A 26,181-nucleotide genomic window follows, 5' to 3' on the forward strand; every position below is an offset into this window, starting at 1 on the left:
CTAAGGGGGAGCAGTCTTGAGCAACCTGATCGCCAACACCGAAGATCTGTTCGCCATCGCCTCGAAGGTCACGGATCCGGAGATTCCCGTGCTGACCATCGCCGACCTCGGCATCCTGCGTGAAGTCCAGCAGGACGAGGACGGCGCGGTCCACGTGGTCATCACCCCGACCTATTCGGGCTGCCCGGCCATGGACGTCATCACCGAGGACCTGCACAGGGTCTTCCAGGAGGCAGGCCATGAACAGGTCGACATCCGTTTGGTGCTCACCCCCGCCTGGTCGACCGACTGGATGACCGAGAGCGGCAAGGCCAAGCTGGAAGCCTACGGCATCGCCCCGCCCACCGGGCGGGGCCATGCCGGACGCGTGACGCTCGGCATGAGCGTCAAGTGCCCGCGCTGCCATTCGCTGAACACCCGCGAGCTGGCGCGCTTCGGCTCAACTTCCTGCAAGGCGCTCTACACCTGCAAAGACTGCCTGGAACCCTTCGACTACTTCAAGGTGCTCTCATGACCGACCAAACCACACCAACTCGTCGCCGTGCCTCCTTCCACCGGCTGACCGTCTCCAACGTCCGCCGCCTGACCAAGGACTCCATCGAGGTCACCTTCGCGATTCCCGAGGAACTGAGCGAGGAATACGACTACGTGGCGGGCCAGTACGTGGCGCTGCGCAAGGAGATCCCGAACGCGGAAGGCGAGCTGCACGAGCTGCGCCGTTCCTACTCGATCTGCGCCGAGCCCACTGGCAGCGAGATCAAGGTCGCCATCAAGCGCGACCTGGGCGGCTTGTTCTCCACCTGGGCCAACGAAAACCTGGCCGCAGGCGACCAGATGGACGTGATGAGCCCTGCCGGCGCGTTCATCTCCAAGCACCGCCTGACCGAGATCAATGATCCGTCCAAGATCGACACCGCTGACCAGGACCGCTTCGTCGCGGTGGCCGCAGGCTCGGGCATCACCCCGGTGCTCGCCATCGCCCGCACCATCCTGGCCGCGAACGAGAACACCCGCTTCGACCTGATCTACGCGAACAAGGCAGCCATGGACGTGATGTTCCTGGAGGAGTTGGCGGACCTGAAGGACCGCTACCCGTCCCGACTGGCCCTGCACCACGTGCTCAGCCGCGAACAGCGCATCTCCCCGCTGCTCTCCGGGCGCATCGACGCGGACAAGCTGTCCACGCTGCTTGAGACCGTGGTTCAGGCGCCGAGCGTCGACGAATGGTTCCTGTGCGGACCGTTCGAGCTGGTGCAGCTGGTCCGCGACCAGCTGACCGGCATGGAGATCCCGGCCGAGAAGGTCCGCTTCGAGCTGTTCTCCACCGGCGAGCCGACCAAGCCCCAGGGCCATATCGGCCGCCCGGTCAACGTCGAAGAAGACGAGGACAGCTACGAGATCAGCTTCACCCTCGACGGCCTGCAGGGCGAGGTCAAGTCGCCGGTACGCGCCAACGAGACCGTGCTGAACGCGGCGCTGCGCGTCCGCCCGGACGTTCCGTTCGCCTGCGCCGGCGGCGTGTGCGGCACCTGCCGCGCCAAGGTCACCAGCGGCACCGTCACCATGGCGGAGAACTACGCGCTGGAGCCTGACGAGGTCGAGGCCGGCTACGTGCTGACCTGCCAGTCGCACCCGACCACCGAAAAGCTCAGCGTCGACTTCGACGCCTAGAAACGGGATGACTTCATGATCGAACTGACGATTGCCGACTCCATCGCCCGCGTGGTGCTGAATGCGCCGAGGAAGATGAACTCGCTGGACGAGGCGGCACTTGCCGAATTGTCCGAGGCCTATGACAAGGCCGCGGCGGCCGTGGAAACCGGAGAAGTCCGCGCCTTGGTGCTGACCGGCGAAGGCCGCGGCTTCTGCGCAGGACGCGACATCTCCGGGGTTAACCCGGCAGATGACGACGTCATCGGCTACCTCGAAGGCAAGGTGCAGCCGCTGCTGGAGAAGATGTCCAGCTTCCCGGCTCCGACCTTCGCCCTGGTGCAGGGTGCCTGCCTGGGTGTTGGACTTGGCCTGGCAGTCGCCACCGACGTGGTGTACGTGGCGGAAAACGCGAAGATCGGTTCGCCGTTCGCCAACCTGGGCGCGACCCTGGACTCCGGGGGACACTGGCTGTTCACCGAGCGCCTGGGTGCCCACCGCACTCTTGACATGATCTACACCGCAGAGCTGATTTCCGGTGCCGAAGCCGTGCGTTCGGGCCTGTTCTCCCGCGCCTTCCCGGCCGAGGAACTCGCCGAGCGCGGCGAGGAGATCATCGCCAAGGTCGCCCAGGGCGCTACCCAGGCGTTCGTCGCGTCCAAGCAGCTGGTGGCGGAAATCCGCGACCAGCGTGTGGGCCTGTGGAACTCCATGCGCACCGAGAACCGCGCGCAGGCGGCACTGTGCGACACCGTGGACTACGCGGAGGGCTTCAAGTCCTTCCAGGAGAAGCGCCCGCCGGTGTTCACTGGCAAGAAGTAAGTACTTGAAGCCAAGCGCCCGCCAGATTGATTCTGGCGGGCGCTTGGTGCATCAATAGACTTTCAGGCTGGGCCGCCGAGGCTGCCGTCCGTAAAGTTTTTTCTTGCAGGCCAACGCCGCCAAGCCGGCAACGAAATTGCCGACGCGCAGGTTGAACTTGCGTAGAACCAAGCACCCTGTTTCACAGTTTTCCCAGCTGGACCGCGCATGTACTGTGCATGACAACAACAGACTTCATGGCCGGTCAACGGAATCCGCACAGCGATGCTATCGATCTCGTGCGGGGACCAGTCGACAGCTTTGCGTTCTTCCATGGGTCGGTGCTCATCTTGGGCCCCTCAATACGCTGTTGTTCCAGTTCGGCATAGCAAGTATTGGCCAGGGGACGGCTGCGACTTTGGATGTTGAATGAGAAGCGGCCTGCCGTGCGAGAATTTTCGGAGCAACGACAAAACGTCCGCTGGATCTGATCCGGCGGACGTTTTGTCTTCGGGCGGGCTTGCCCGTTTAACGGGTATCGGTGTCTTCAAAAATCAGCAGCGTCTGGGTATCCAGCACGGTGGGCAGCGATTGCAGCTCCTCGAAAACCACCCGGCGCAGGTCCAGATTGTCCTTAGCGCGCACCAGCAGGATCACGTCGAAGTTTCCGCCAACCAACCCGATATGGTGCACCTCCGGGATCGAGGCCAGATGGTCGCGCAGTTCCCGCCAGGAGTGCTGGCGCAGCTTCAATGTCACGTAGGCACTGGCTTTCAGGCCGGTTTTCACAGGGTCGATGACCACCGTGTAACGGGTGATCACCCCTGCATCCTGGAGCTTGGCGATTCGCGAGTACGCATGGGCCCGGGAGACATGGACCTTCTGTGCGACCGTGGTGACCGACTGCCGGCCGTCGCTGGTGAGTTCGGCCAAGATCGCGCGGTCGACATCATCCAGTTTCAGTTCCGCGTCAGCGGTCATTAGTACTCCTTGCGAGCGGGTCGGACGAGTCATCGCCAAACCCATTTTCTTGATACGAATCGTCTACAAGTATACGCATCCCATGCTCAACTTTCCATGATTAGCGCCCGGAGTGGATACAGATTGCCACTGATACGCATAATTAGTTGCAAATGATGTTTGGGTGAAGCCAGTCACAGGTATGCGTGACGGGGGACCTTCGCAGCACTACGAAAGGTGGGAGAACATGAGCACCGATGCACACGCGGGTCGCATGACTGAAGTCAGCGACAAATTCGGTATCACCCCGGAAGACTACATGCTGCCAGCACGGCACATGATCAACCTTCTGGACCCGGATGGAACCCTCCGTCCACAGGACAAGCAGGGCACCGAACCGGGCCATGAGTACCCGTTGCCGAGCCCCGCTCGTCTCATGGAGGCCTACTCCGCCCTGGTGACCGGACGCCGCGTCAACGACCAGAACTCCGCCCTGGTGCGCCAGGGCCGCATGGCCGTCTACCCGTCGAGCCACGGCCAGGAAGCCTGCCAGGTCGCCGCCGCGCTGTGCCTCGAAGAAGGCGACTGGCTGTTCCCGACCTACCGCGACACCGTGGCCGTGCTGACCAAGGGCGTCGCCCCGATGGAAGTCATGACCAGCTTCCGCGGCGAATGGCACTGCGGGTACGATCCGAAGGCCTACAACTGCGCGCCGATGGCCACCCCGCTGACCACCCAGCTGCTGCACGCGGTGGGCGTCGCCCACGCGGCCAAGCTGCGCGGGGAGGACACCGTTGTGGTCGCCATGTGCGGCGACGGCGCCACCAGTGAAGGCGACTTCCACGAAGCGCTGAACTTCGCCGCGGTGTTCAACCTGCCGGTGGTCTTCTTCGTGCAGAACAACAAGTACGCGATCTCCGTGCCGTTCTCCCAGCAGTCCGCCGCCCCGTCCCTGGCCCACAAGGCCGTGGGCTACGGCATGGCCGGCGAACGCGTGGACGGCAACGACCTGATGGCGCTGATGGCAGTCATGACCCGCGCCGTGCGCCTGGCCCGCGAGGGCAACGGCCCGCTGCTGGTCGAGGCCCACACCTACCGCATGCAGGCCCACACCAACGCGGACGACGACAAGCGCTACCGCGAGGACGCCGAGGTCGCCGAGTGGAAGGCCAAGGATCCGGTCATCCGCATCCAGTCCTACCTGGACGACGCCGGGCTGCTCACCGAGCAGGCCACCGCGGAGATCACCGAGAAGGCCGAGGCAGTGGCCAAGACCCTGCGCGACGGCATGAACCAGGACGCGGACACCGATCCGCGCGAGCTGTTCGAGCACGTCTACTCTTCCAAGACCCCACAGATGGCCGAGCAGCAGGCAATGCTCGCCGACGAACTAGCCCGTGAGGAGGCCTAGCATGACTACCACCACTTCGCGGGTGAACCCGAACGTCTCCGACGCTACCGCCCGTGCAGCGGCCAAGGCCGCCACCGAGAACCAGCCGGTCACCTTCGGCAAGGCGCTGAACACGGCGCTGGCCGATGCCCTGACCGCAGAGCAGTCCGTGGTCATCTTCGGCGAGGACGTGGGAACGCTTGGCGGCGTTTTCCGCATCACCGACGGGCTCACCGCCCGCTTCGGCAACGAACGCTGCTTCGACACCCCGCTGGCCGAGTCCGGCATCGTGGGTATGGCCGTGGGCATGGCAATGAACGGCATGCGCCCGGTCATCGAGATGCAGTTCGACGCGTTCGCGTACCCTGCCTTCGAGCAGATCGCCTCGCACGTGGCCAAGATGCGCAACCGCACCCAGGGCCGCCTGCCGCTGCCGATGGTCATCCGCATCCCCTACGCCGGCGGCGTGGGCGGCGTGGAGCACCACTGCGATTCCTCCGAGGCCTACTACGCCCACACCCCGGGCCTGAAGGTCTTCACCCCGGCCACCGTGGCCGACGCCTACCTGATGCTGCGCGAGGCCATCGACTCCGAGGACCCGGTGGTCTTCTTCGAGCCGAAGAAGCTGTACTGGTCCAAGGAGCAGGTCAACCTCGAAGAGCTGGCCGCCCAGTACGAGGCCGGCAAGGCCGCGGAAACCGAGGGCAAGGCACGTATTGCGCGCGCCGGCTCCGATGCCACGCTGATCACCTACGGCCCGAGCGTCTCCACCTGCATGCAGGCCGCCAAGGTCGCAGCGGAGGAGGGCATCAGCCTGGAAGTCATCGACATCCGCACCATCGTTCCGTTCGACGACGAATCGGTGGCAGCCTCGGTGCGCAAGACCGGCCGCGCCATCGTGGTGGCCGAAGCCCAGGGCTTCGCCTCCGTGGCCAGCGAGATCGTTGCCCGCGTGCAGGAGCGTTGCTTCCACTCGCTGGCGGCTCCGGTGCTGCGCGTGACCGGCTTCGACATCCCGTTCCCGGCGCCAACGCTGGAGAAGTACAACCTGCCAAGCGTCGAGCGCATCCTTGATACGGTCGACCAGCTCCAGTGGGAGGCTTAAATTGAGCATTAAGACGTTCCTGCTGCCCGATCTGGGCGAAGGCCTGACCGAGGCTGAACTGGTGCGCTGGATGATCGCCGAGGGCGACTCGGTCATCGTCGATCAGCCCATCGCCGAGGTGGAGACCGCCAAGTCGCTGGTGGAGATCCCGTGCCCGTTCGAAGGCGTGGTCTCGACCCTGCACGGCGATGCCGGCCAGATGATGCTGGTGGACGAACCGTTCATCTCCGTGAACACCGGAGGCGGCGAGCCGGAAGCCGCAGCCCCTGCGGCCGCCGAACCTGCCGCCGAGGGCGCGCTGTCCTACCGTGAAGAGGAAATGGCCGGCACCCAGGTGCCGGAGGTGGCCGAAGAGGACGAAGCCAGCGGCAACGTGCTGATCGGATACGGCACCGGCGCCTCCAAGCCGAGCACCAGCCGCCGTCGCCGCCCGCGCGCAGGCATCACCACCGCGGCCGCGTCCAGCGAGACCTCCACGCAGGCCGTGCGCGTCATCAACCCGCTGGTGCGCAAGCTGGCCCGCGAGAACTCCATCGACCTCCACGCAGTGCGCGGCACCGGCCCCGAGGGCCTGGTCCTGCGTGCCGACGTGGAGGCGTTGATCAGCCAGGGCCAGCCAGCCGCAGCGGCCGCTGTCCCGGCAGCCCCGGCGGCAGCTCCCGCTCCGGCCGCCGCGCCGGCACCGCAGAAGCCGTCCGAGGGCGCTGCCGCAGGCGCAGACAAGCGCACCGGCCTGCCGGTCGCTTCCAGCCAGGTGCTCTCCGGCGTGCGCAAGACCATTGCCGCCGCCATGAGCACCTCGCGCCGGGAAATCCCGGAAGCGACAGTGTGGGTGGACGTGGATGTCACCAAGCTGCTGAAGCTGCGCGGAAAGATCAAGGAATCCGAGGGCCAGGCGCCAAGCATCATGGCGCTGATCTCTCGCTTCGCCGTGGCCGGCCTGCAGCGCTTCCCTGAGCTGAACAGCCGCATCGACGTGGAGGACGACGGCTCGCTGCGCCACACCATCTTCGACGGGGTCAACCTGGGCTTCGCGGCCCAGACCGACCGCGGTCTGGTGGTCCCGAACGTGCGCGACGCCCACAAGCTGAACGCCAACGAGCTGTCGGCCGAGTTCGCCCGACTGGCCGGCGTGGCCCGCGAAGGCAAGGCCGGGGTCTCCGACCTGTCCGGCAGCACCTTCACCATCAACAACTACGGGGTGTTCAACGTGGACGGCTCCGCGGCGATCATCAACTACCCGGAAGCTGCCATCCTCGGCCTGGGCCGGATCGTTGAGAAGCCATGGGTTGTCAACGGCAAGATCAAGGTCCGTTCCATCTGCGAACTGACCCTGAGCTTCGACCACCGTGTCTGCGATGGCGGCACCGCTGCAGGATTCCTGCGCTACGTCGCCGATGCGATGACCGATCCGAAGAAGGCCCTGTCTACCCTGTAGACGGCAGGAATCAGGCCCCGCCACCCGGGAAGTTTTCCCGGGTGACGGGGCCTTTTCCGTACCCTTTGGGAGGCTGCAGCCCGGGGGATTAATTGGCAAGTCAAGGCACATTTCCTAGACTTGAAGATGACTTATCCGGCGACCGGCCCGAGAACGGGGCGGAGCGCCGAAGCCGAAAGGGGCAGATCATTTCCAGCGAACGCGTTGAGGTCAGAAGCCGTACACCACTGATCATCCTGCTTTTCCTGCCCATTGCGGTGATCGCGCTGACCCGGACGCTGCTGGGGGCGTCGCTGCCCAGCATCACAGCGACCCACTGGTCCGACAGCGCCCTGCCGGACGGATTCGCCGACAGCGCGGTGTTCTTCACCGCCTCCATGACCTTCGCGATCCTCGGAGGCTTGGTCGCATGGGCATCGTTATACCTGACCCGCAAGCCACTGGTGCTGCTCGGGCTTCTTTTTGTGGGAAGCCTGATGGCTTGGACCACCGCAGGGGTCTATGTTTCCAGCTCTGTGCCTACGGCGCTCGCCGGTGATCCGACCCAAGCCGTAGCGGGACCCTGGATCTTCGCCAGCATCGCAGCGACCTTGGTCAGCCTTGTTCCTGTTTGGATCTGCGGGGTATTCCAGCAGTACCAGCTCAATCGCCAGAACAAGCGCCGTGACCGCTTGGCTAAGGTACAGGAGAAGCGGCAGGCAGCCACAGTGAAGGCCCCGCCGGCGGCTGAAATCGCACTAGGTGATGAATTCAGCGAGACAATGAACGCCCCCGGGTGGTTGTGGCTGCTAGGACTTTTCATGGCGGGCATGGGTATCTTCATGATCTTCATGAGCACCACTGAAGGTGGAGACATCGTCAGCTTCATCATGGGAATCGCCTTCATCGTCCTGCTCACCCCGCTGGTCCTCGGGCTGGCGAGGATCCGCGTGACGGTGGCCGGCGGAAGGCTACGCGTGTCCAGCGCCCTTCTGGGGTTCCCGTTGCGCACCATCGAGGTCAAGGACATGGAATCGGTCCTCGCCGAGGAGATCCAGCCCATGGAATGGGGCGGCTGGGGATGGCGCTTCTTCCCCGGCGGATCCGCCGTGGTGCTGCGCCGCCATGAAGGGCTGGCCGTTGAATTGAAGGACAAACGCCGCTTCGCGGTCACCATCCCTCGTTCCGAACAGGCCGCCGCCCAGCTGAACGCCCTGATCGCCCAGGGTCGCTAGCCGGTACTGCGGCGGATCAGATGCGGGCCGGGCCGATGACAACGGAGCGCAGCACCAGCCCCGAGATCAGGGACGCAGCCACCACATGCACGATGCCCAGTACCGCATAGGCCAGCAGCAGCTCCTGCGGGACCTTCTGGATGTGCGGGTGGGGCAGCAGATAGGACAGCAGCAGCACCAGCACCCAGACGACCAGGCTTAGGACGCCCAGGCTTCGCGACCAGCTGGTCTTGCTGACCTCGCCGCTCAACGGCTGGATGCGCTGCAGCACCGCGCTGGCAAGGACCATCCAGAACGCTGCGACCAGGAAACCGGCGGCGATATCGCTGGGACGGTGCCAGCCGCACACCAACGTGGCCACTCCGGCCGCCGTGGCGAAAACCCACGCGACCAGCTGAACCACAGGCCGCAGCGTCGGCGGCGAGACCAGGTACATCAGTCCCATCGCCGCGGCGGCGGCCGTGGTGTGTCCCGAAGGGAATGAATTTCCCGAGGTGCCGAAGTTGAAATCTGGGCGGATCAGGATCAGGTGCTTGAGGATCTGCGTGGTGGCCATGGCGGCACCTGCAGCAGCAACCGCAATCACCGCCCGCAGGAATCTTCGGTCGCGGATGACGCGGTAGAGCAGGAACACCGTGGCAATGGCTCCGCAGATCAACGGCAGGAAATCGAGGAACTGGCGGACCGGGTTGCCCGAATTGGTGGACGGCCACCACTGGGACCACACGGTGAAGCCCACCTGGTCGGCCCACTGGCCGGCGCGCATCTGGACAAAAAAGACGTACTCGACAATGAACAACGCCAGCAACAGCAACCCGCCGGACCACCACTGCACGTGGCGCGGCTTCAGGGTGGCGGAATGGCGGCTCATATCTCTAGCCTGTCATAACTCACGTGCTTCAATGCATGCTTTGGGCATGTAACTATCGCCACCATGGCTAGGCTGGGACTATGAACTTTCCCCTGCCTGCCCTGGAAGAAATCCTCGCCCACAGCCACGTAGTCCAGCTGCCCATGCAGGTGAGATTCCGCGGGGTGACCCAGCGCGAAGCGCTGCTGATCGAAGGACCGGCGGGCTGGGGAGAATTCTCCGCCTTCTTGGAATACGGTCCGCAGGAAGCATCCCGCTGGCTGGCCGCCGCCATCGAAGCCGCCTACCAGCCCTTCCCGCAGCCGCTGCGCACCAGCATCCCGGTTAATGCCACGCTGCCGGCCGTTCCGGTCGGCGAAGTCGGCCGCGTGCTTGAACGCTACGATGCGCCGCACACCATCAAGATCAAGGTGGCCGAGCAGGGGCAGAGCGTAGATGAGGACCTTGCCCGGGTGGCCGAAACCCGGCGCTTGTACCCGCAGGCCGCGCTGCGCGTGGACGCGAACATGGGATGGGACATCCCCACCGCGGTGGCAGCGCTGACCCGGCTCAGCGACTTCGATCTGCAATACGCGGAACAGCCGGTGCCCGGCATCACCGGACTGGCCGAGGTCCGCGCGCGACTGCGTTCCGCGCGGATCGACCTGAAGATCGCCGCGGACGAAGCAGTGCGCAAGCACACCGATCCGCTGGAAGTCTCCCGGCTCGGGGCCGCCGACCTGATGATCATCAAGGCTCAGCCGCTGGGAGGCATCCAGACCGTGCTCGACATCGCTGCGCAGGCCGAACTCGATGTCGTGGTCTCCAGCGCCCTGGACACCTCTGTGGGCCTGGCTCAGGCCGCCGCGCTGGCCAGCGCCCTGCCCGAGCTTCCCTATGCCTGCGGGCTGTCCACCGGAACCCTTTTCGCGGACGACGTGACCGACGAGCCGCTGCTGGCTACCGCCGGGTACCTGCCGGTGCGCCGCGTGAAGCCGCAGCCGCACAAGCTGGCCAAGCTGCATCCGGGACAGGAACGCGAGGCCTGGTGGCACCAGCGGGTGCGCGACTGCTACGCGCAGCTGTTGGAGAACTAGGGGAGCCGCACCCAGAATTATCCTCGTGTTAACCTCCAGTACGGCTTTTGACCACTTCGGGATGAAAACCTCGAATCGCTTCACCCCCTGACGAGCGAGCCACACCGAGGAAGTGACGGATCAATGAATCCCACCCGTACCCTGCTGCCGATGCTTGGCCATACCCGCGGCGGACGTTCCGCAGCGACCTGCCACTTCAAATGCGGGGATGCCTGCGTCAAGCCGGACTGCAACAACTCATCCAACGCGTACTTCCGGGACATCGCCGACTCCGCGCTCTCCCGCCGCCAGATGCTTGGGCTCGGTGCCATCGGTGCCTCCGCACTGGTCGTCGGCCCGCAGCTGTTCGGCGCCCCGCCGGCATCCGCTGCTGAAGTGGCCGTCGCCGGCAAGCACGGCTCCCACGGCGGGAAGCTCGGTTTCCAGGCCATCGACCCGGTCTCGCGCTCGGTGGACACCATGACCGTGCCCGAAGGCTACGGCTGGCACAGCATCATCCGCTGGGGCGACCCGCTGTTCAAGCGCTCGCCGGAATTCGACGCGCAGAATCAGACCGCACGCAAGCAGGCCGAGCAGTTCGGATACAACTGCGACTACCTGGACATCATCGTGGACAAGTACTCCGGCCGCACCGGCGTGCTGGTCGCCAACCACGAATACACCAACGAAGACATGATGTTCGACGCCGACTGGTTCGAGGCGAACAAGGACGAAGCCCGCCGCATCGCCATGAACGCCCACGGCTTCAGCGTTGTCGAGGTCTCTCGCAAGAAGAACGACAAGAAGTGGACCTACGTCCAAGGCGGCGAACGCAACCGCCGCATCACCATGCAGACTGAGTTCACCGTGGACGGGCCGGCTGCGGGCAGCGACCTGCTCAAGACCGCAGCGGACCGCACGGGCACCAAGATCCTGGGCACCTTGAACAACTGCGCCGGCGGCACCACTCCGTGGGGCACCGTGCTCTCCGGCGAGGAGAACATCGACCAGTACTTCCGCGGCCGCGGAACCGCCGAGGAAGCCCGCTACGGCATCGCGGCCAAGGCCACCGAACGCGGCTGGGAAGACACCGACCCGCGCTTCGGCCTGCACCATGAAGGATTCGAGAACGAGGCGAACCGCTTCGGCTGGGTTGTCGAGATCGATCCGCAGAATCCGAAGTCGATCCCGGTCAAGCACACCAATCTGGGCCGCTTCAAGCACGAGGGCGCGAATGTGCGCATCGCCAAGAACGGCAAGGCCGTCGCCTACTCGGGCGACGACTCGCGCTTCGAATACATCTACAAGTTCGTCTCCTCGGGGACCTACCGCAAGAACGACCGCCGCCACAACATGACCCTGCTGTCGGATGGCGACCTGTATGTCGCGAAGTTCGCCGGCAACTCGCCGGCCGCTGAAATCGACGGCAGCGGGGCGCTGCCCTCGGACGGTGCCTTCGACGGCACCGGCACCTGGCTTCCGCTGGTGCGCGGCGGCAAGTCGATGGTGGACGGCATGAGCGTGGAAGAAGTGCTGGTGTATACCCGTCTGGCCGCCGACAAGATCGGCGCCACCAAGATGGACCGCCCCGAAGACGTGGAGCCGAGCCCGGTCTCCGGCAAGCTGTACGTGGCGCTGACCAACAACTCCGACCGCGGCAAGGCAGGCAAGGAAGGCGCCACCGAGCAGAACCCGCGCGTGGCAAACCGCGACGGGCACGTCCTGGAGCTGACCGAAGCTGGCAACGACGCGACGGCCACCAAGTTCACCTGGAACATCCTGCTGGTGGCGGGCGACCCGAAGGTCAACTCCTCCACCTACTTCTCCGGCTATCCGGCGCAGAAGGTCTCCCCGATTTCCTGCCCGGACAACCTGGCCTTCGACTCGGCGGGCAACCTATGGATCTCCACCGACGGCGCCCCGGGCACCATCGGCTACTCCGACGCGCTGCACAAGGTGACGTTGACCGGCAAGGACCGGGGCCGCGTGGAGCAGTTCCTCGCGGTGCCCACCGGGGCCGAGACCTGCGGCCCGGTGATCCATGACAAGGACGGTTCGGTGTTCGTTGCGGTGCAGCATCCGGGCGAGGGCGGCAGCTTCGCCCAGCCGGCGTCGCTGTTCCCCGATTTCGTAGCCGCTCCGGGCAAGGTGAAGAAGGGCCAGTTCTACGGCCCGCGGCCCAGCGTGGTCCAAGTCTTCACCGAGCGCCAGGGCAACAACGGAAACGGTCACGGGCATGGCCACGGCAACGGGCACGGCAAGCACTAGCCATTTCCGGTGACAGGCAGGCAGCGGTGGGAAGCGACAGGCTTCCCGCCGCGGTCCGCGTCCCGGGATGGACCTCCGGGTACCGGGCAACCGGCGACTCGATAGACTTGGAAAGATGCTTTCCGGCCAAGACTAGAGGTGACTGAACGCGTGAGTGCGCAGCAGGATGGACAACGTGCCATCACCACGGCCCGCGAGGTGCTCTCGGCACTGATTGCCGCAGGAATCAGAGACCTGGTGATTTCTCCCGGTTCCCGCAGCGCCCCGCTGGCCTACGCCGCGGCCGAAGCCGAAGCCGCAGGGAAGCTTCGGGTGCATGTGCGCATCGACGAACGCTCGGCTTCTTTCATGGCGCTGGGACTAACCCAGGCCACCGGCGCGCCCACTGCCATCGCCGCCACCAGCGGCTCGGCCATCGGCCAGATGCTGCCCGCCGTCATGGAAGCCAACCACACCGGCACGCCGCTGCTGGTGCTCTCGGCCGACCGGCCGGACGAGCTGCACGGAACCGGCGCCAGCCAGAGCACCCGGCAGAAAACGTTGTTCGGCGAGCACGTCCGTGCGGCGCTGAACGTGCCCGCCGGGGATAGTCCGGCACCTGCGCTTGATATGGCCCTGGCCGCGCTGCGCGGCAGGGGGCAGATGCCTGCCGGCCCGGTGCAGCTGAACCTGCAGTTCCGCGACCCGCTGACGCCTGAAGACGACTCCCGAGTGGAGACCCAAGCCTGGACCGGCATTGAGCCGGGGGACTGGGCAAGCGCAGGAACCCAACTGTCCGGAGCCGCCTGGCCGCAGCCCACCGACGCCGCCGTGCGGCGCACAGTGGTTGTCGCCGGACACGCTGCGGGTCCCGAGGCGCAGGCTTTTGCCCAGCACCTGGGGCTGCCGCTCTTCGCCGAGCCGTCCTCCAACGCGCGCTTCTCCGCCCACGCCATCCGCCACTACCGCCCGCTGATCGCGGTAGGTCTTGAGCGCATCGAACGCGTGGTGCTGTTCGGGCGTCCCACGCTCAGCCGCCCGGTCGGCCGGCTGCTCGCCGCAGCGCACATCGACTCGGTGATCTGGGAACCGGCTCCTGCCCCCTGGTACGAGGCCGGGCGCCGGCGCGAAACACCCGTGGCAGATCCCCAGCAGCTCGTTGACTTCGCCGGCACCGCACCCCGGGGCTGGCTGGAAGGCTGGCAACAACTGGATGCGCAGGCCCAGCCGATCCGCGCAGCACTGCAGGAACCCGGAACCCTGGACGGGGCCGCAGTGGCGGAGGAAATCTGGAACGCCCGCATTCCGCAGCTGCTGCTGGGGTCCTCGAACATCGTGCGCGACTTCGACCTGGCTGCGGATCCCAGTGTGGCGGAAGCCAGCACCTGCCATGCGAACCGCGGATTGGCCGGCATCGACGGGACCATCTCCACGACCCTGGGCCTGGCGGCAGGCAGCGGGCAGCGCACCGTGGCCGTCATGGGGGACATCACCTTCGCCCACGACGCAAGCTCGATGCTCTGGACCCTGGGCGAGCAGAAGCCCACGGTGGACGTTGTTGTCTACAACGACGGGGGAGGAGCGATTTTCTCCACACTAGAGCACGGCCAGGTGGACGAGTCCCGGCGCTACGGCAATAGCGTGGAGCGGCTGTTCGCCACGCCCCAGCAGATGGACCTGAGGGCGCTCGCCGAAGGCTACGGCTGGAGCTACCACCGGGTGCTCACCCGCGCAGAACTCGGCTCGCTGCTGTCTAGCGGCACCCCCGGGGACTTGCGGCTGATCGAGATCCCGGCGAGCCGCCAGGCACTGCGCGCGCACCATCTGGAACTGAATAAGCGCCTGGGCGAGCTGCCCTGGCCTGCGGCCTGATCTGGACCCGGAACCGCCCGGACGCGGCGAAGCCCCGGCAGGCGAACTGGCTGATGGCCAGGATGCCTGCCGGGGCTTCGGCGATTCCTATCTCCGGGGGAGGACTAGATATCCACGTGGGTAGGGTCGAGCACGCGGCGCAGGAAGTCCTGCGTTCGCGGCTGCTGCGGATTGCCGATGACCTCGGCCGCAACGCCCTCCTCCACCACGACGCCGCCGTCCATGAAAACCACGCGGTCGGCGACCTCCTTGGCGAAGGCCATCTCGTGGGTTACCACCAGCATGGTCATGCCCTCGCGGGCCAGCTTCTTCATGATGGCCAGCACTTCGCCCACGGTCTCCGGGTCCAGCGCACTGGTCGGCTCGTCGAAGAGCATCAGGGTCGGTTCCATGGACAGCGCGCGGGCGATCGCCACGCGCTGTTGCTGGCCGCCGGAGAGCTCGTCCGGGTAGCGCCCGCCGAAGTCGCCCAGACCCACACGTTCCAGGTTCAGCTTCGCGGTGGCCTGCGCCTTGGCCTTGTCGCGCTTGAGCACCTTGATCTGGGCTACGGTGCAGTTCTCCAGCACGGTCAGGTGCGGGAACAGGTTGAACTGCTGGAACACCATGCCGACGTTCTGGCGCATCTTGTCCAGGTTGACCTCGGGGTCGGTGGCCTCGAAGCCGCCCACGTGGATGGTGCCGCCGTTCGGCTTCTCCAACAGGTTCACGCAGCGCAGCAGGGTGGACTTGCCCGAGCCCGAAGGGCCGATCAGGCAGACTACCTCGCCGGGCTTGACGTTCAGGCTGATGCCCTTGAGCACCTCGTTGCTGCCGTAGGACTTGCGCAGGTCCGAGATCTCCACGCCGGCGGCGCGTTCTGCCATCGAGTTGTTGGTCGTGGTCATTTTCGGTCCTTTCTAGCGCTTGGTCCGAGCCGAGCGGGATTCAAACTTCCGGGCTACCAGGCTCAACGGGATCGTGATGACCAGGTAGAACAGGCCGGCGGCGACCAGCGGGGTGATGCCGGCGTCCAGCGACTGGATGCCATCGCGGCCGAATTTAGTCATTTCGTACTGGGCCATCGACGCGCCCAGGATGAAGGCCAGCGAGGAGTCCTTGGTCAGCAGGATGATTTCGTTGGTCATCGGAGGCAGGACGATCTTAAACGCCTGCGGGATCACAATGGTGACCATGGCGCGCCAGGCAGGCATGCCCAGCGAACGTGCCGCTTCGGTCTGCCCCTTGGGCACTGCCTGCAGGCCCGCGCGCAGTGTCTCTGCGATGTAGGCCGAAGATACCAGCCCCAATGCCAGCATGATGTTCACCGGCTGCGGCCAGGTGGTGCCGAAGGCCTGGGGGAGGCCGAAGCCGAAGGCCAACAGCACCAGGATGGCGGGGATGCCGCGGAAGAATTCAACAAAAGCGGTGGCGAACCAGCGGTACGGGGCGAAGGACGCCATTTTCATCAACGCCAGCAGCAGGCCGACAACCAGGCCGAAGGCGAAGGAGATAACGGTGTAGAAGATGGTGTTCTTCAAGCCGACAATGATCATGTCCGGGAACATCGGGCCCAGCTTCTCGAAGGAGAAGAAGGCATAGCGGGTCTTTTCCCAGTCCAGGGACAAGACCACTGCGGCGATGATCGCAACAAACAGGATGATCTGGATGGTTTTGCTCAGGCGGGCGCGCTGACTCGTGGTCATTGCCATGGTGTACCTCTCATAAAGGTCGCGGGGGCCGCCGCAGCGCCCGGATCAGGGCGTCGCTAGGCCCCCGCGTCTAAATAGTCCGTTAGCGACGAGGACTTACTTCTCGCCGAACCACTTCACGGTCAGCTCTTTCATTTCACCCGAGTCGGTCAGGCGCTTCAGGGTGCCGTTGACCAACTCGAGGGTGGCGGCCTGCTCCAGCGGCACTCCGACGCCCAGCTGCTCGCCGGTCTTGAAGTCGGCGACCACCGCGTAGCCCGGCTTGTCCTTGATCGCGTAGCCGAGCACCGACTGGTTGCCCAGCAGCGCGTCAACCTGGCCGGCCAGCAGGGCCTGGGTCTGCAAGCCCGCGTCCTCGTAGCCCACGATGTTGCTCAGGCCCTGTTCCTTGGCGTACTTCTCGCCGGTGGTGGCCTGCTGCACACCCACCTTCTTGTCCTTGGCCGTGGCCAGATCGGTGATGCCCGAACCGTCCTTGGAAATCAGCACCAGGTCGTCATCCATGTACGGGGTCGAGAAGTTCATCTTCTTGGCGCGCGCATCGGTGATGGACAGCGAGGAAATGGCAATGTCGCACTGGGACTTGAACAGGCCGGATTCGATGGAGTCGAAGCTTGCGTCGATGACGTTCAGCTCAACCTTGGCATCCTTGGCGATTTCCGCGGCGATGTCCATGTCGAAGCCGACGTTCTTGCCGTCCTTGACGAACTCGAATGGCTCGTAGGGGATGTCGGAGCAAACGGTGAGCTTGCCTGCGTTGAGGAAGGTCGGCCCACCTGCGGCGTCTGCCGAAGGCTCGGCCGAACCGCTATCGGAGCCGCAGGCGGTCAGGGCCAGAAGTGCCACGGAAGTTGCTGCCAGGGTGGTGGCAAAACGTTTTTTGGTCAGACGCATAGGATCAAAACCTACTTTCGGGTAATGCGAGTGGATCATTGCGTACGCACAATCATAACCACGCTACAACGAGGATGAGATTCACCTCACACACGTGTCGGGGAGCATAAGTAAAACTTGTGCTCAAATCCCGACCACTACCTGACCAGCACGAGGAAGCCGGCTAGGGCACTACTCGGCGCCCAGCGCCTGGCGCATCGGGCGCATTTTTGCCCATGACTCGGCCAGCTCGTCTTCGGGCACCGAGCCGGGAACGATGCCGCACCCGGCGTAGAGGCGCATGTGGTTTGCATCCTCCAGGATGCCTCCGCGCAGCGCGATCCCGAATTCGCCGTCGCCGCGCGAGTCCACCCAGCCCACCGGGCCGGCGTAGGGTCCGCGGTCCAGGCCTTCCAGCTGGCGCAGCACCGCTCCGGCCTGCTTCGTGGGAGTGCCGCACACCGCGGCGGTCGGGTGGAAGATCTCCGCGATGTCCAATGCTGAGGGCAGCGCCCCGCGCTCGTCCGGGCGCAGTTCGGCGCGCACGTCGCTGGCCAGGTGCCAGACATTGGGCAGCTGCAGGATGAACGGCTCGTCCGGGGACTTCATGCCGTGGGAAATCGGGTTCAGCGCTTCGGTCAGCGAATCGATGGCCAGCTGGTGCTCGTGGCGCTGCTTGGGGTCGTCGAAGAGCCGGCGCTTGGCAAAGTCCGGGGCGTCAGCCCCTTCGGTGGCCCGGTCCAGGGTGCCGGCCAGCACGCGGGCCTCGGCCAGTCCGTTGGTGACACGCACCAGCATCTCGGGGGTGGCGCCCACCAACCCGTCCACCGAGTAGGTCCAGCAGTTGCCGTAGCGTTCGGTCAACGCGGTCACGACATGGGACAGGTCGATCGGTGTGGTGCTGCGGGCCATGATGTCCCGGGCGAGCACCAGCTTGGAGATGCCTGACTCGCTGAACGTGCCCAGCGCCTGGCGCACCGCGTCAAGGTAGGCGCCGGCGGTCAGCTGTCCGCTGGTCAATTCGATCTCGCCCTGGGTCGTCGGGGCCAGTGCCGCTTCGTCCTTAGCGGCCCGGGCGCGTTCCAGCGCGGAGTCGAGAGTCAGGCCAGCCAGCTGTTCGGCGCTACCGGTCACCGTGATCCACGACTTCTCGTCATCCTGCCCCAGCACGATCTGGGGGATCACCAAGCGCGAGTCGAAGGCGCTGGTGAAGGAGAAGGCGAAGGACCCGAACGCGATCAAGCCGCTGCCGGGCCGGTTGATCGGGTCGGTGATCTGCGCCTGTGAGAGCAGCTGCGCGAACCAGGTGCGCGCCTCGACGAAGCGCTGTTCGCCGCGGGTAGTCAACCGCGCGGCGGTCCCGAATCCCACCAGCCCGCGTCCGCGCCGCGTCCAGACCATGCTGCCGTGGCGCAGGGAATCGGAGATGAGATGCTCGGAGGCACCTTCGTACTCGAAGGTGATGCTGGTTAACGCTGGTGCCGAGGCATGAAGGCCGCTGGCGCCGAGAACGGACGAATCTGCAGACATGATAGGGCTAAGCCTACCGCGCAATGACCACCGGCGACTGGAGGAGGTGTCCGCTGTCACCACGCCGGATGCAGCTGTGACTTTCAGCGGGTTGCGCCGCGCCATCGCGCGCGACCCGGTAAACTCGGTGTTGACCAGTTTCGCGGCCCATTGCCATGCCATAAAACGCGGCAAGCGCCGGTCTGCGAGCGTTCAGTGGAACGCATCGGATAGAGTGAAGTGATGTTTGTGCGCCACCAGCGCGGGCAAGCAGTCCTCGTTCAATGCGATGACCAAGCCGATGAAAGATAGTAAGCCGTAAAACAGTGACTGATTCCAAGAGCAACTGGACCGCAGCCGGACACGAGGTGTCCGACTCGATTGAGCTGAATCCTGAAACCGCAGTGCTTGCTGCGGCCATCAATCTTCCCTCGGGCTTTGCACTGATCGCCGAGGATCCCGAATTCGGACCTGCCATCTCCATGGGCATGGCCAAGGTGGAGAAGCTGCTGCGCGATGCGCTGGCCAACTCCGACCCGTTGATTGATGCCTCAAGCCGACACCTGGTGGAAGCCGGCGGCAAGCGCGTGCGCCCGCTGCTGGTGCTGCTGACTTCCCTGCTGGGCGGCGGCGTGACCGACGAGGTCATCAAGGCCGCCGCCGTGGTCGAGCTGACCCATCTGGCAACCCTGTACCACGATGACGTCATGGACTCCGCGCCGATGCGCCGCGGCGCTCCCACCGCCCATGAGGTCTGGGGCAACTCCGTGGCCATCCTGGCCGGAGACCTGATCTTCGCCCGCGCTTCAGTCTTCGGCGCCGACCTGGGCCCCGAAGCGGTGCTATGGCAGTCGCGCACCTTCGAGCGCCTGTGTCTGGGCCAGCTGCACGAATCCATCGGCCCGCGCGAGGGCGACGACGCCATCGCCCACCACATCCAGGTGATCAGCGACAAGACCGCCTCCCTGCTGGCGACCTCCGGCGCTTTCGGCGCCCGCTTCGGCGGCATCCCCGAATTCATCGAAGTGCTGCGCGAGTACGGCGAGAAGGTCGGTGTGGCCTTCCAGGTCGCGGACGACGTCATCGACATCGCCTCCAAGGAAGCCGACTCGGGCAAGACCCCGGGCACCGACCTGCGCGAAGGCGTGCCGACCCTGCCGGTGCTGCTGCTGCGCCAGGCCGCCGAGAACGGCGACGCCGCCGCGCAGGCGGCCGTCGAGCTGGTGGATTCGGACCTGACCAGCGACGAGGCTCTGGCCAAGGCCGTGGAAGCCGTCGCCGCCCATCGCTCCATCCAGGACGCCTGGAGCGTGGCTCGCCGCTGGGCTGACGACGCTATCGAGGTGCTGGCCCCGCTGCCTGAAGGCACCGTGAAGAGCGCGCTGATCTCCTTCGCGGACGCCGTGGTGACCCGCGAAGCCTAGCTCCGGCGAACCGTCCAAGCAATGAAGTCCTGCACCTCCCGGAAGGGAAGTGCAGGACTTCGTTGGTTTAAGCCGCGGTTTTCAGCACCGCAGGTCGGACTCGTAGAGCCGCTGCGGGTGTTCGTCGCTGAAGAGCGCCGCGCGCAGCTGCTCGGCCTTCGCGGCGCGGTCCTCGACAGGAACCCGGTGGCGCAGCTGGCGGTAAAGCTCGTCGTCCCAGTACCGCGGGAAGACATGCTGGTGGTAGTGCCAGACATGCTGGTTCCCGGCAGGCTCGTTGTGCTGGCGGGTGCTGGTGCCGTCCGGATTCCACGCCAGCTTCATGGCCAGCGCGATACGCCGGGTCTCGCGCATGATCGCGGCGCCGATCTGCTCATCCAGGTCGTACAGGGATTCAAGATGGGCTGTCGGGATGATCATCACGTGCCCGCCGAAGTTCCCGAAACCGTCGCAGGCCATGATCGCCGCGACCTGGCCGGTCTGGTAGATCATGTCCGTCGGGGCGCACAGGTTGTCCTCGCTGAAGGGCAGGTTGTTGACCAGCTCGCAGAACGGGCACTGGTAGCCGTGCGGTTCGTGGGAACGGTAGAGCACTAGTCCTCCAGCTCGGCAGCTAATTCCTCGAAGACCCAGGCGAACATGTCCAGGGTGAATTCGCTGAAGGTGCCCTCCTCGCTGACCCAGTTGCCCTTGGCGTTGTTGCGGCGGTAGACAATAGGATCCGGCACCTCGAGCTGGGACTGCTTGAAGCCCCACACGAACTTCTCTTCCTCGTCCTCGAGGAACAACAGGTAGCCGTCCTCGATTTCCAGCTCTTCGGGATCGAAGAAGTAGTGATAGGCCTCCATGAAATCGTCGTTGTTGCCCAGGGCGAGGTAGAACTCCTCCAGGACAAAGGGGATCTGGACCTTGGCCTCGGCCAGGCCGTCTGCCAATTCCCCGGCGCTCAGGCCATCGGCTTCGTTCCACTGGTCCTCAAGGTATTTCGGCACGAGTGAACGGAACTTCTCTAGAAACATGTCAGCCATGCGTTAATCCTATCCAGAACTAGCGCAGCTCAAGTGCACTGAGCGCAATCCATAGTTGGACCCGGTCACTGGTGACGTTCGGGTCGTAGCCGGAGAGCTCGGCAATTTGCTGCATGCGGTAGCGCACGGTGTTGCGGTGCAGCCCCATCGATTCGGCCACCGCTCCCACGGAGCCGTCGCGGTTCAGGTACTCGCGCAGGGTGCGCATCAGCCCCGAGTCGTGGGAGGAATCGAAATCCTGGATGGGGCCCAGCGCCTCGGCGGCCAGGTCCTGCAAGGGCACGTCGCGGGCGGCCAGCAGCAGGGAGGTCAGCGAGAGCTTGGTGGGGACATTGACGCGTTCGCCGTGGCGCAGCGATTCCAGGGCCTCGAAATAGCTCCAACGGATGCCGGTGGTGTTCGAGTAGCGTCCGCCGTAGCCGACCTTGGCGGGGATGCCTGCGGTGGCCAGGTAGGTGTCGAGCCGGTCGATGGACAGCTGCACCTGCTTGTACGCCACGATGACCACTAGCCGGTCCTCGACGATGGCGGTGACCTGCGAGGCGAGGTCGGCGGGCAGGGGGAGCGTCTGCAGCCTGTCGGCTTGGCCGCTGGCCTGCACCAGCACCACCGAGTGCTCGCGCTGGGATTCCAGGCCCAGCGCGCCCAGGCGGACCGCCGCGTCCGATCCGGACAGCGCTCCGGAGGCAAGGTCGGCCAGTACCTGCCCGTTGGCCAAGCGCCGCGAGGCGCGCAGCCGGGACTTGTTGGTCAGCTCCAGTCCGATCAGCGATTGGGCGTATTCCACGATGGGGTCCCGGGTGTAGGGCTCGGCAATGTGCAAGGTGCAGCGGTCGCGCAGCCCGGTGGCCACCGGCAGCTCGTGCCAGGCTCGCCCCGGATCGAAGTCGCCGCTGATCACTTCGCCGTGCAGGCTCAAGGCGACTTCGGTGCTCAGCATCTTGGACAGCTCGGTGAGCATGCGGTCCAGATCCGAAGACAGCAGGGATTGGGCCAGCTTCTGGTGGGCGCGCAGCAGGTTCTCAACACGCTTGACGTGGTCGGCGTTCAGCGCTTCGGCAATTAGGCGCGAAATCGCCGCGAAAGGAGTTTTATAGGGCACCTCGATGACCGGCAGGCCTACTTCCCGGGCGGTTTCAAGTACCGGACCCGGTACGCTTTCGTGCTCCAAGCCGATACCGAACCCCAGCGCCACCACATCGTTTGCCGCGAGCGTGCGAACGAAATCGATCTGCGCCGCGGCCGACTTCTGGCGGACTCCGGTGGTCAGCACGATCTCGCGGCCGGTGAGGAATTTGGAAGGGTCCAGAAGCTCAGTCACCGCGCCCCATGTGATCGCGGTCTCCAAGGAGTGTGTAGGATCAGTCAAAGCCTTTAAACCAAGCTCGTCATGATCCAGCAGTCCGCGTAAACTAATTGCCATAGGTTCATTCTATGGTGCGTCTCGTGCTGCAACGATTTGCGCAAAATGCTCAAAAACTTGCGCGAAAGATGCCGAAAAGTGACCACATTGCGAAATTTTTGCGCTAGCTTAGTGACATGAGCTCTCAATCATCTACTCAGGGCGCTCCGCTCGCATCAGACAAGCGTGAGACTTTCTCGTCACGCAAACTCTTCATTCTCTCCGCGATCGGTTCGGCCGTTGGTCTGGGAAATATTTGGCGTTTCCCCTACGTCGCCTACGAAAACGGCGGCGGCGCATTCCTCATCCCTTACCTGGTTGCCATCCTGTGCGCCGGTATTCCGCTGCTGTTCCTGGACTACGCAGTCGGCCACCGCTACCGCGGGTCGGCCCCGCTGTCCTACCGCCGCGCGAATCGCAAGGCCGAAGTGCTCGGCTGGTGGCAGGTCCTGATCTGCTTCATCATCGCCATCTACTACGCGGCCATCATTGCGTGGGCCGCCATGTACTGCTGGTTCTCCATCACCAAGGCCTGGGACAAGAACCCTGACGGCGCTGGTGGATTCTTCATGAACGACTTCCTGAAGGTCCAGGAAGAAGTCACCGTTGGCTTCGACTTCGTCGGCCCGGTGCTGATCCCGATGTTCGCCGTCTGGCTGATCGCCATCGTGATCATGGTGGCCGGCGTGAACAAGGGCATTTCCCGCGCCAACGCCATCTTCATGCCGCTGCTGATCATCATGTTCCTGGTCCTCGTGGTCCAGTCGGTCTTCCTGCCCGGCGCTATCGACGGCCTGAACACCTTCTTCACCCCGAACTTCGAAGCGCTGAAGAACCCGAGCGTCTGGGCTGCTGCGTTCGGACATATCTTCTTCTCGCTCTCCGTGGCCTTCGGCATCATGGTGACTTACTCCTCCTACATGAAACGCAAGAGCGACCTGACCGGTTCCGGCTACGTGGTGGCCTTCGCCAACTCGAGCTTCGAGCTGCTGGCAGGCATCGGCGTGTTCGCCGCCCTTGGCTTCATGGCCTACAACGCGAACTCCAGCGTGGACGAGGTCGCGGTCAGCGGCATCGGCCTGGCATTCATCGCCTTCCCGACCATCGTGTCGCAGGCGCCGCTGGGTTCGGTCATCGGCGTGCTGTTCTTCGGTTCGCTGGTCTTCGCCGGCTTGACCTCGCTGATCTCGATCCTCGAAGTGATCGTGGCGGCGTTTCAGGACAAGCTGGGCTGGCGCCGTGCACCGGCGACCCTGATCGTGACCATCCCGGTCGCGCTGATTTCCCTGGCGCTGTTCCCGACCACCACGGGCCTGTACCTGCTGGACACCATGGACGCGTTCGTGAACCAGTTCGGCATCCTTGCCTGCGCACTGGTCATCGTGATCGTCCTCGGCGCCGGCCTGGGCATGCTCCCGAAGCTGGCCAAGCACCTTAACCGCCACAGCTCCATCAAGGTGGGCACCGGCTGGAAAGTTCTGGTTGGCGGCGTCGGCCCGGCAGCGCTGGGCTACATGCTCATCAACGAAGTCCAGACCAAGATGGCCGAGCAGTATTCCGGCTATCCGGCATGGTTCAACGGTGTCTTCGGCTGGGGCATGGCCGGTGCGCTGATCGTGGGCGCAATCATCTTGTCCATGGTTCCGTGGAGCAAGAAGTCCAAGCTTGATGACCCGGAATTCCACCAGCACAAGAAGAACGTCGAAGCCGAGGAAATTCCGGAACCCGCAGGAAAGGAATACTGACAATGAGCGCACTGGCGATTGTCTTCATGATCATTTCGATGCTCACCATCTGGGGCGGCCTGGCCCTATCCCTCATCCACCTGTCGCGTCACCCGGAGAAGACCGATGACGACGTGATCGAGCCGGCACACTCGCTGTAGCCTCGATTCACGGCAGCACCAGCGCGGCTCCCGTTCCTTCGCGGAACGGGGGCCGCGCTTCGTCTGTGCACTTGCACTACCAAGCCGGCAGCTCCTTGTGCTGAATCCGGTAGTGCAACGTTTCGCGCCAACATATTCTGCTACTAGAACTTTGCATTCCTCGGCGGATGCAAGAGCCATAGTGAGAGGAAAAGCTGGTGGACGTTACCTACCGCATTGAACAGAAGCGCAAGCTCGAAGGCCCATTCCCAGGCCCCAAGTCTCAGGAGCTGACCGCTCGCCGCGCCAACGCGGTGGCAGCTGGCGTCGCCTCGACCCTCCCGGTGTACGCTGCAGACGTTGACGGCGGCATCATCGTCGACGTGGACGGCAACCAGCTGATCGACCTCGGCTCCGGCATCGCCGTGACCACCGTTGGCGCCTCGAACCAGGCAGTGGCCAAGGCCGTCGCCGAGCAGGCCCAGCGCTTCACCCACACCTGCTTCATGGTCGCCCCGTACGAGGGCTACATCGAGCTGGCAGAGAAGCTTGCCTCCATCACCCCGGGCAGCTTCGAAAAGCGCGCCGCATTCTTCAACTCGGGCTCCGAGGCAGTGGAGAACGCCATCAAGGTGGCCCGCGTGGCCACCGGCCGCCAGGCAGTGGTTGCCTTCGACCACGCCTACCACGGCCGCACCAACCTGACCATGGGCCTGACCGCCAAGGCAGCTCCGTACAAGCGCGGTTTCGGCCCGCTGGCGCCGGAGATCTACCGCATGCCGATGAGCTACCCATACCGCGAAGAGAACCCGAACATCTCGGGCAAGGAAGCCGCTGAGCGCGCCATCCTGGCCATGGAGAAGCAGATCGGCGGCGACCAGATCGCCGCGATCATCATCGAGCCGATCCAGGGCGAGGGCGGCTTCATCGTCCCGGCCACCGGCTTCCTGCCTCGCATTGCCGAATGGGCCAAGGAAAACGGCATCGTCTTCGTCGCCGACGAAGTCCAGGCCGGCTTCGCCCGCTCGGGCTCCTGGTTCGCCTCGGACATCGAGGAAATCGAGCCGGACATCATCACCGTGGCCAAGGGCATCGCCGGTGGCATGCCGCTGTCGGGCATCGTGGGCCGCGCCGAACTGATCGACGCCGTGCACGGCGGTGGCCTGGGCGGCACCTACGGCGGCAACCCTGTTGCCGTGGCAGCTGCGCTGGAGTCCATCAAGTTCATGGAGGAGCAGGACCTCTCGGGCCGCGCCCGCGAGATCCAGGAGCAGTTCTTCACCCGCTTCACCGCGCTGCAGAAGGACGTCCCGGCAGTGGGCGACGTCCGTGGCCGCGGTGCGATGATCGCGCTGGAATTCGTCAAGGCCGGCGGCAAGCAGCCTGACGCAGCCGTAACCAAGGCCATCGCCGACGAGTGCCTGGCCCAGGGTGTCCTCATCCTGACCTGCGGCACCTACGGCAACGTTGTCCGCCTGTTGCCACCACTGGTCATCGGCGACGAGCTGCTCACCGACGCGTTCGACGTTCTGGAAGCAGCAATCCGCAAGCACGCCGCCTAATTGGCAGCGAACGGATAAACCCACCCCAAACGGCATCCCGCACAGCTCGCGCTGTGCGGGATGCCGTGCATTAACCGGGGGCTTCCCGGCCTTCCGCGTCGCACCCGCGCGGGCAGGCACCCGGCAGGGCGCTGCAGGGGACCTGCCGGCCGCGAAGTGAAGCAGCACGGGACGGGTGCGCTGGAGCGACCAGAAGGCCTCAAGAAGCGGGGCAGACGGTTCAGC

At 64.9% G+C, this 26,181-nt stretch carries 23 protein-coding genes; 14 read left to right on the forward strand and 9 right to left on the reverse strand.

Going from position 1 to position 26,181, the window contains the following annotated elements:
• Window positions 1–16 precede the first annotated feature (16 nt).
• The 3 genes from paaD to DFO58_RS01145 are packed head-to-tail and all read left to right on the forward strand — an operon-like array spanning window position 17 to window position 2,472.
• On the forward strand, window positions 17–514 hold the full coding sequence (gene paaD, locus DFO58_RS01135; RefSeq protein ID WP_047119787.1) for a 1,2-phenylacetyl-CoA epoxidase subunit PaaD: 498 nt from the start codon (window positions 17–19) through the stop codon (window positions 512–514).
• Window positions 511–1,671, forward strand: a complete 1,161-nt coding sequence (gene paaE, locus DFO58_RS01140) for a 1,2-phenylacetyl-CoA epoxidase subunit PaaE (protein ID WP_047119786.1) — start codon at window positions 511–513, stop codon at window positions 1,669–1,671. Before paaD ends, paaE begins: the two co-directional genes overlap by 4 nt.
• A gap of 15 nt (window positions 1,672–1,686) precedes the next feature.
• Window positions 1,687–2,472 carry an enoyl-CoA hydratase/isomerase family protein gene (locus tag DFO58_RS01145; RefSeq protein WP_120989112.1) on the forward strand — a complete coding sequence of 262 codons (786 nt, stop codon included), beginning with the start codon at window positions 1,687–1,689 and terminating at the stop codon, window positions 2,470–2,472.
• Window positions 2,473–2,979: 507 nt separating this feature from the next.
• Here DFO58_RS01145 and DFO58_RS01150 read toward each other — a convergent pair.
• A complete protein-coding gene (locus tag DFO58_RS01150; RefSeq protein WP_047119784.1) occupies window positions 2,980–3,432 on the reverse strand; it encodes an Lrp/AsnC family transcriptional regulator in 453 nt (150 codons plus the stop codon).
• Window positions 3,433–3,658: 226 nt separating this feature from the next.
• Between DFO58_RS01150 and pdhA the strand changes: the two genes are divergently transcribed.
• The 4 genes from pdhA to DFO58_RS01170 all read left to right on the forward strand — a co-directional run bounded on the left by pdhA (window position 3,659) and on the right by DFO58_RS01170 (window position 8,558).
• Entirely contained in the window at window positions 3,659–4,822 is a 1,164-nt protein-coding gene (gene pdhA / locus DFO58_RS01155) for a pyruvate dehydrogenase (acetyl-transferring) E1 component subunit alpha (RefSeq protein WP_053798569.1), read from the forward strand.
• A gap of 1 nt (window position 4,823) precedes the next feature.
• Window positions 4,824–5,906: an alpha-ketoacid dehydrogenase subunit beta gene (locus DFO58_RS01160; RefSeq protein WP_047119782.1), complete on the forward strand. Its 1,083-nt coding sequence runs from the start codon at window positions 4,824–4,826 to the stop codon at window positions 5,904–5,906.
• A 1-nt stretch (window position 5,907) separates the two neighbouring features.
• The gene (locus DFO58_RS01165) at window positions 5,908–7,344 is read left to right on the forward strand and encodes a dihydrolipoamide acetyltransferase family protein (RefSeq protein WP_120989113.1); all 1,437 of its coding nucleotides are present in this window, start codon (window positions 5,908–5,910) and stop codon (window positions 7,342–7,344) included.
• Window positions 7,345–7,601: 257 nt separating this feature from the next.
• Window positions 7,602–8,558 (forward strand): DUF3093 family protein, encoded by a 957-nt coding sequence (locus DFO58_RS01170; protein WP_120989114.1) that lies wholly within the window; start codon window positions 7,602–7,604, stop codon window positions 8,556–8,558.
• Window positions 8,559–8,574: 16 nt separating this feature from the next.
• Here DFO58_RS01170 and DFO58_RS01175 read toward each other — a convergent pair whose 3' ends face one another.
• Window positions 8,575–9,429, reverse strand: a complete 855-nt coding sequence (locus tag DFO58_RS01175) for a phosphatase PAP2 family protein (RefSeq protein ID WP_053798566.1) — start codon at window positions 9,427–9,429, stop codon at window positions 8,575–8,577.
• A gap of 80 nt (window positions 9,430–9,509) precedes the next feature.
• On the opposite strand from DFO58_RS01175, the gene DFO58_RS01180 reads away from it, so the two are divergent.
• From DFO58_RS01180 to menD, 3 genes are all read left to right on the forward strand, one after another.
• A complete protein-coding gene (locus DFO58_RS01180) occupies window positions 9,510–10,505 on the forward strand; it encodes an o-succinylbenzoate synthase (protein WP_120989115.1) in 996 nt (331 codons plus the stop codon).
• Between the two features lie 123 nt (window positions 10,506–10,628).
• The gene (locus DFO58_RS01185) at window positions 10,629–12,752 is read left to right on the forward strand and encodes a PhoX family phosphatase (protein WP_120989116.1); all 2,124 of its coding nucleotides are present in this window, start codon (window positions 10,629–10,631) and stop codon (window positions 12,750–12,752) included.
• A 150-nt stretch (window positions 12,753–12,902) separates the two neighbouring features.
• Entirely contained in the window at window positions 12,903–14,603 is a 1,701-nt protein-coding gene (gene menD / locus DFO58_RS01190; protein WP_183043077.1) for a 2-succinyl-5-enolpyruvyl-6-hydroxy-3-cyclohexene-1-carboxylic-acid synthase, read from the forward strand.
• A gap of 104 nt (window positions 14,604–14,707) precedes the next feature.
• On the opposite strand, the gene DFO58_RS01195 is transcribed toward menD, so the two are convergent.
• The 4 genes from DFO58_RS01195 to DFO58_RS01210 all read right to left on the reverse strand — a co-directional run bounded on the left by DFO58_RS01195 (window position 14,708) and on the right by DFO58_RS01210 (window position 18,697).
• Window positions 14,708–15,490 carry an amino acid ABC transporter ATP-binding protein gene (locus tag DFO58_RS01195; RefSeq protein ID WP_053798563.1) on the reverse strand — a complete coding sequence of 261 codons (783 nt, stop codon included), beginning with the start codon at window positions 15,488–15,490 and terminating at the stop codon, window positions 14,708–14,710.
• A 12-nt stretch (window positions 15,491–15,502) separates the two neighbouring features.
• Entirely contained in the window at window positions 15,503–16,294 is a 792-nt protein-coding gene (locus tag DFO58_RS01200; RefSeq protein WP_047119777.1) for an amino acid ABC transporter permease, read from the reverse strand.
• Window positions 16,295–16,390: 96 nt separating this feature from the next.
• On the reverse strand, window positions 16,391–17,188 hold the full coding sequence (locus DFO58_RS01205) for an ABC transporter substrate-binding protein (RefSeq protein ID WP_120989118.1): 798 nt from the start codon (window positions 17,186–17,188) through the stop codon (window positions 16,391–16,393).
• Between the two features lie 171 nt (window positions 17,189–17,359).
• A complete protein-coding gene (locus tag DFO58_RS01210) occupies window positions 17,360–18,697 on the reverse strand; it encodes an isochorismate synthase (RefSeq protein WP_052772449.1) in 1,338 nt (445 codons plus the stop codon).
• A 305-nt stretch (window positions 18,698–19,002) separates the two neighbouring features.
• On the opposite strand from DFO58_RS01210, the gene DFO58_RS01215 reads away from it, so the two are divergent.
• Complete coding sequence (locus tag DFO58_RS01215; protein WP_053798560.1) at window positions 19,003–20,100, forward strand: polyprenyl synthetase family protein; 1,098 nt, start codon at window positions 19,003–19,005, stop codon at window positions 20,098–20,100.
• Between the two features lie 81 nt (window positions 20,101–20,181).
• Here the strand turns inward: DFO58_RS01215 and DFO58_RS01220 are convergent, their stop codons facing one another.
• Genes DFO58_RS01220 through DFO58_RS01230 form a run of 3 tightly spaced genes read right to left on the reverse strand, consistent with a single transcriptional unit; the run spans window position 20,182 to window position 22,551 of the window.
• Entirely contained in the window at window positions 20,182–20,694 is a 513-nt protein-coding gene (locus DFO58_RS01220) for an HIT family protein (protein ID WP_047119774.1), read from the reverse strand.
• Window positions 20,694–21,128, reverse strand: a complete 435-nt coding sequence (locus DFO58_RS01225) for a hypothetical protein (protein WP_053798558.1) — start codon at window positions 21,126–21,128, stop codon at window positions 20,694–20,696. Before DFO58_RS01225 ends, DFO58_RS01220 begins: the two co-directional genes overlap by 1 nt.
• A gap of 19 nt (window positions 21,129–21,147) precedes the next feature.
• Entirely contained in the window at window positions 21,148–22,551 is a 1,404-nt protein-coding gene (locus tag DFO58_RS01230; RefSeq protein ID WP_047119772.1) for a PucR family transcriptional regulator, read from the reverse strand.
• A gap of 116 nt (window positions 22,552–22,667) precedes the next feature.
• Between DFO58_RS01230 and DFO58_RS01235 the strand changes: the two genes are divergently transcribed.
• The 3 genes from DFO58_RS01235 (at window position 22,668) to gabT (ending at window position 25,956) form a co-directional block, all read left to right on the forward strand.
• Window positions 22,668–24,275: a sodium-dependent transporter gene (locus DFO58_RS01235; protein ID WP_047119771.1), complete on the forward strand. Its 1,608-nt coding sequence runs from the start codon at window positions 22,668–22,670 to the stop codon at window positions 24,273–24,275.
• A gap of 2 nt (window positions 24,276–24,277) precedes the next feature.
• The gene (locus DFO58_RS01240) at window positions 24,278–24,415 is read left to right on the forward strand and encodes a methionine/alanine import family NSS transporter small subunit (protein ID WP_082123952.1); all 138 of its coding nucleotides are present in this window, start codon (window positions 24,278–24,280) and stop codon (window positions 24,413–24,415) included.
• 197 nt (window positions 24,416–24,612) lie between these two features.
• On the forward strand, window positions 24,613–25,956 hold the full coding sequence (gene gabT / locus DFO58_RS01245) for a 4-aminobutyrate--2-oxoglutarate transaminase (RefSeq protein ID WP_053798557.1): 1,344 nt from the start codon (window positions 24,613–24,615) through the stop codon (window positions 25,954–25,956).
• The last annotated feature ends 225 nt before the right edge of the window (window positions 25,957–26,181 follow it).

It is taken from the genome of Arthrobacter sp. AG1021, from assembly GCF_003633665.1.
GTDB lineage: Bacteria > Actinomycetota > Actinomycetes > Actinomycetales > Micrococcaceae > Glutamicibacter > Glutamicibacter soli.

Excerpts from the sequence above, each read along its gene's own strand:
- DFO58_RS01210 (WP_052772449.1), bottom strand. The coding sequence starts at position 18,697 with ATGTCTGCAGATTCGTCCGTTCTCGGCGCCAGCGGCCTTCATGCCTCG.
- DFO58_RS01150 (WP_047119784.1), bottom strand. The coding sequence starts at position 3,432 with ATGACCGCTGACGCGGAACTGAAACTGGATGATGTCGACCGCGCGATC.
- DFO58_RS01230 (WP_047119772.1), bottom strand. The coding sequence starts at position 22,551 with ATGGCAATTAGTTTACGCGGACTGCTGGATCATGACGAGCTTGGTTTA.
- DFO58_RS01185 (WP_120989116.1), top strand. The coding sequence starts at position 10,629 with ATGAATCCCACCCGTACCCTGCTGCCGATGCTTGGCCATACCCGCGGC.
- DFO58_RS01180 (WP_120989115.1), top strand. The coding sequence starts at position 9,510 with ATGAACTTTCCCCTGCCTGCCCTGGAAGAAATCCTCGCCCACAGCCAC.
- paaE (WP_047119786.1), top strand. The coding sequence starts at position 511 with ATGACCGACCAAACCACACCAACTCGTCGCCGTGCCTCCTTCCACCGG.
- DFO58_RS01145 (WP_120989112.1), top strand. The coding sequence starts at position 1,687 with ATGATCGAACTGACGATTGCCGACTCCATCGCCCGCGTGGTGCTGAAT.
- DFO58_RS01235 (WP_047119771.1), top strand. The coding sequence starts at position 22,668 with ATGAGCTCTCAATCATCTACTCAGGGCGCTCCGCTCGCATCAGACAAG.
- pdhA (WP_053798569.1), top strand. The coding sequence starts at position 3,659 with ATGAGCACCGATGCACACGCGGGTCGCATGACTGAAGTCAGCGACAAA.
- DFO58_RS01195 (WP_053798563.1), bottom strand. The coding sequence starts at position 15,490 with ATGACCACGACCAACAACTCGATGGCAGAACGCGCCGCCGGCGTGGAG.
- DFO58_RS01175 (WP_053798566.1), bottom strand. The coding sequence starts at position 9,429 with ATGAGCCGCCATTCCGCCACCCTGAAGCCGCGCCACGTGCAGTGGTGG.
- DFO58_RS01200 (WP_047119777.1), bottom strand. The coding sequence starts at position 16,294 with ATGGCAATGACCACGAGTCAGCGCGCCCGCCTGAGCAAAACCATCCAG.
- DFO58_RS01225 (WP_053798558.1), bottom strand. The coding sequence starts at position 21,128 with ATGGCTGACATGTTTCTAGAGAAGTTCCGTTCACTCGTGCCGAAATAC.
- DFO58_RS01160 (WP_047119782.1), top strand. The coding sequence starts at position 4,824 with ATGACTACCACCACTTCGCGGGTGAACCCGAACGTCTCCGACGCTACC.
- DFO58_RS01240 (WP_082123952.1), top strand. The coding sequence starts at position 24,278 with ATGAGCGCACTGGCGATTGTCTTCATGATCATTTCGATGCTCACCATC.
- DFO58_RS01205 (WP_120989118.1), bottom strand. The coding sequence starts at position 17,188 with ATGCGTCTGACCAAAAAACGTTTTGCCACCACCCTGGCAGCAACTTCC.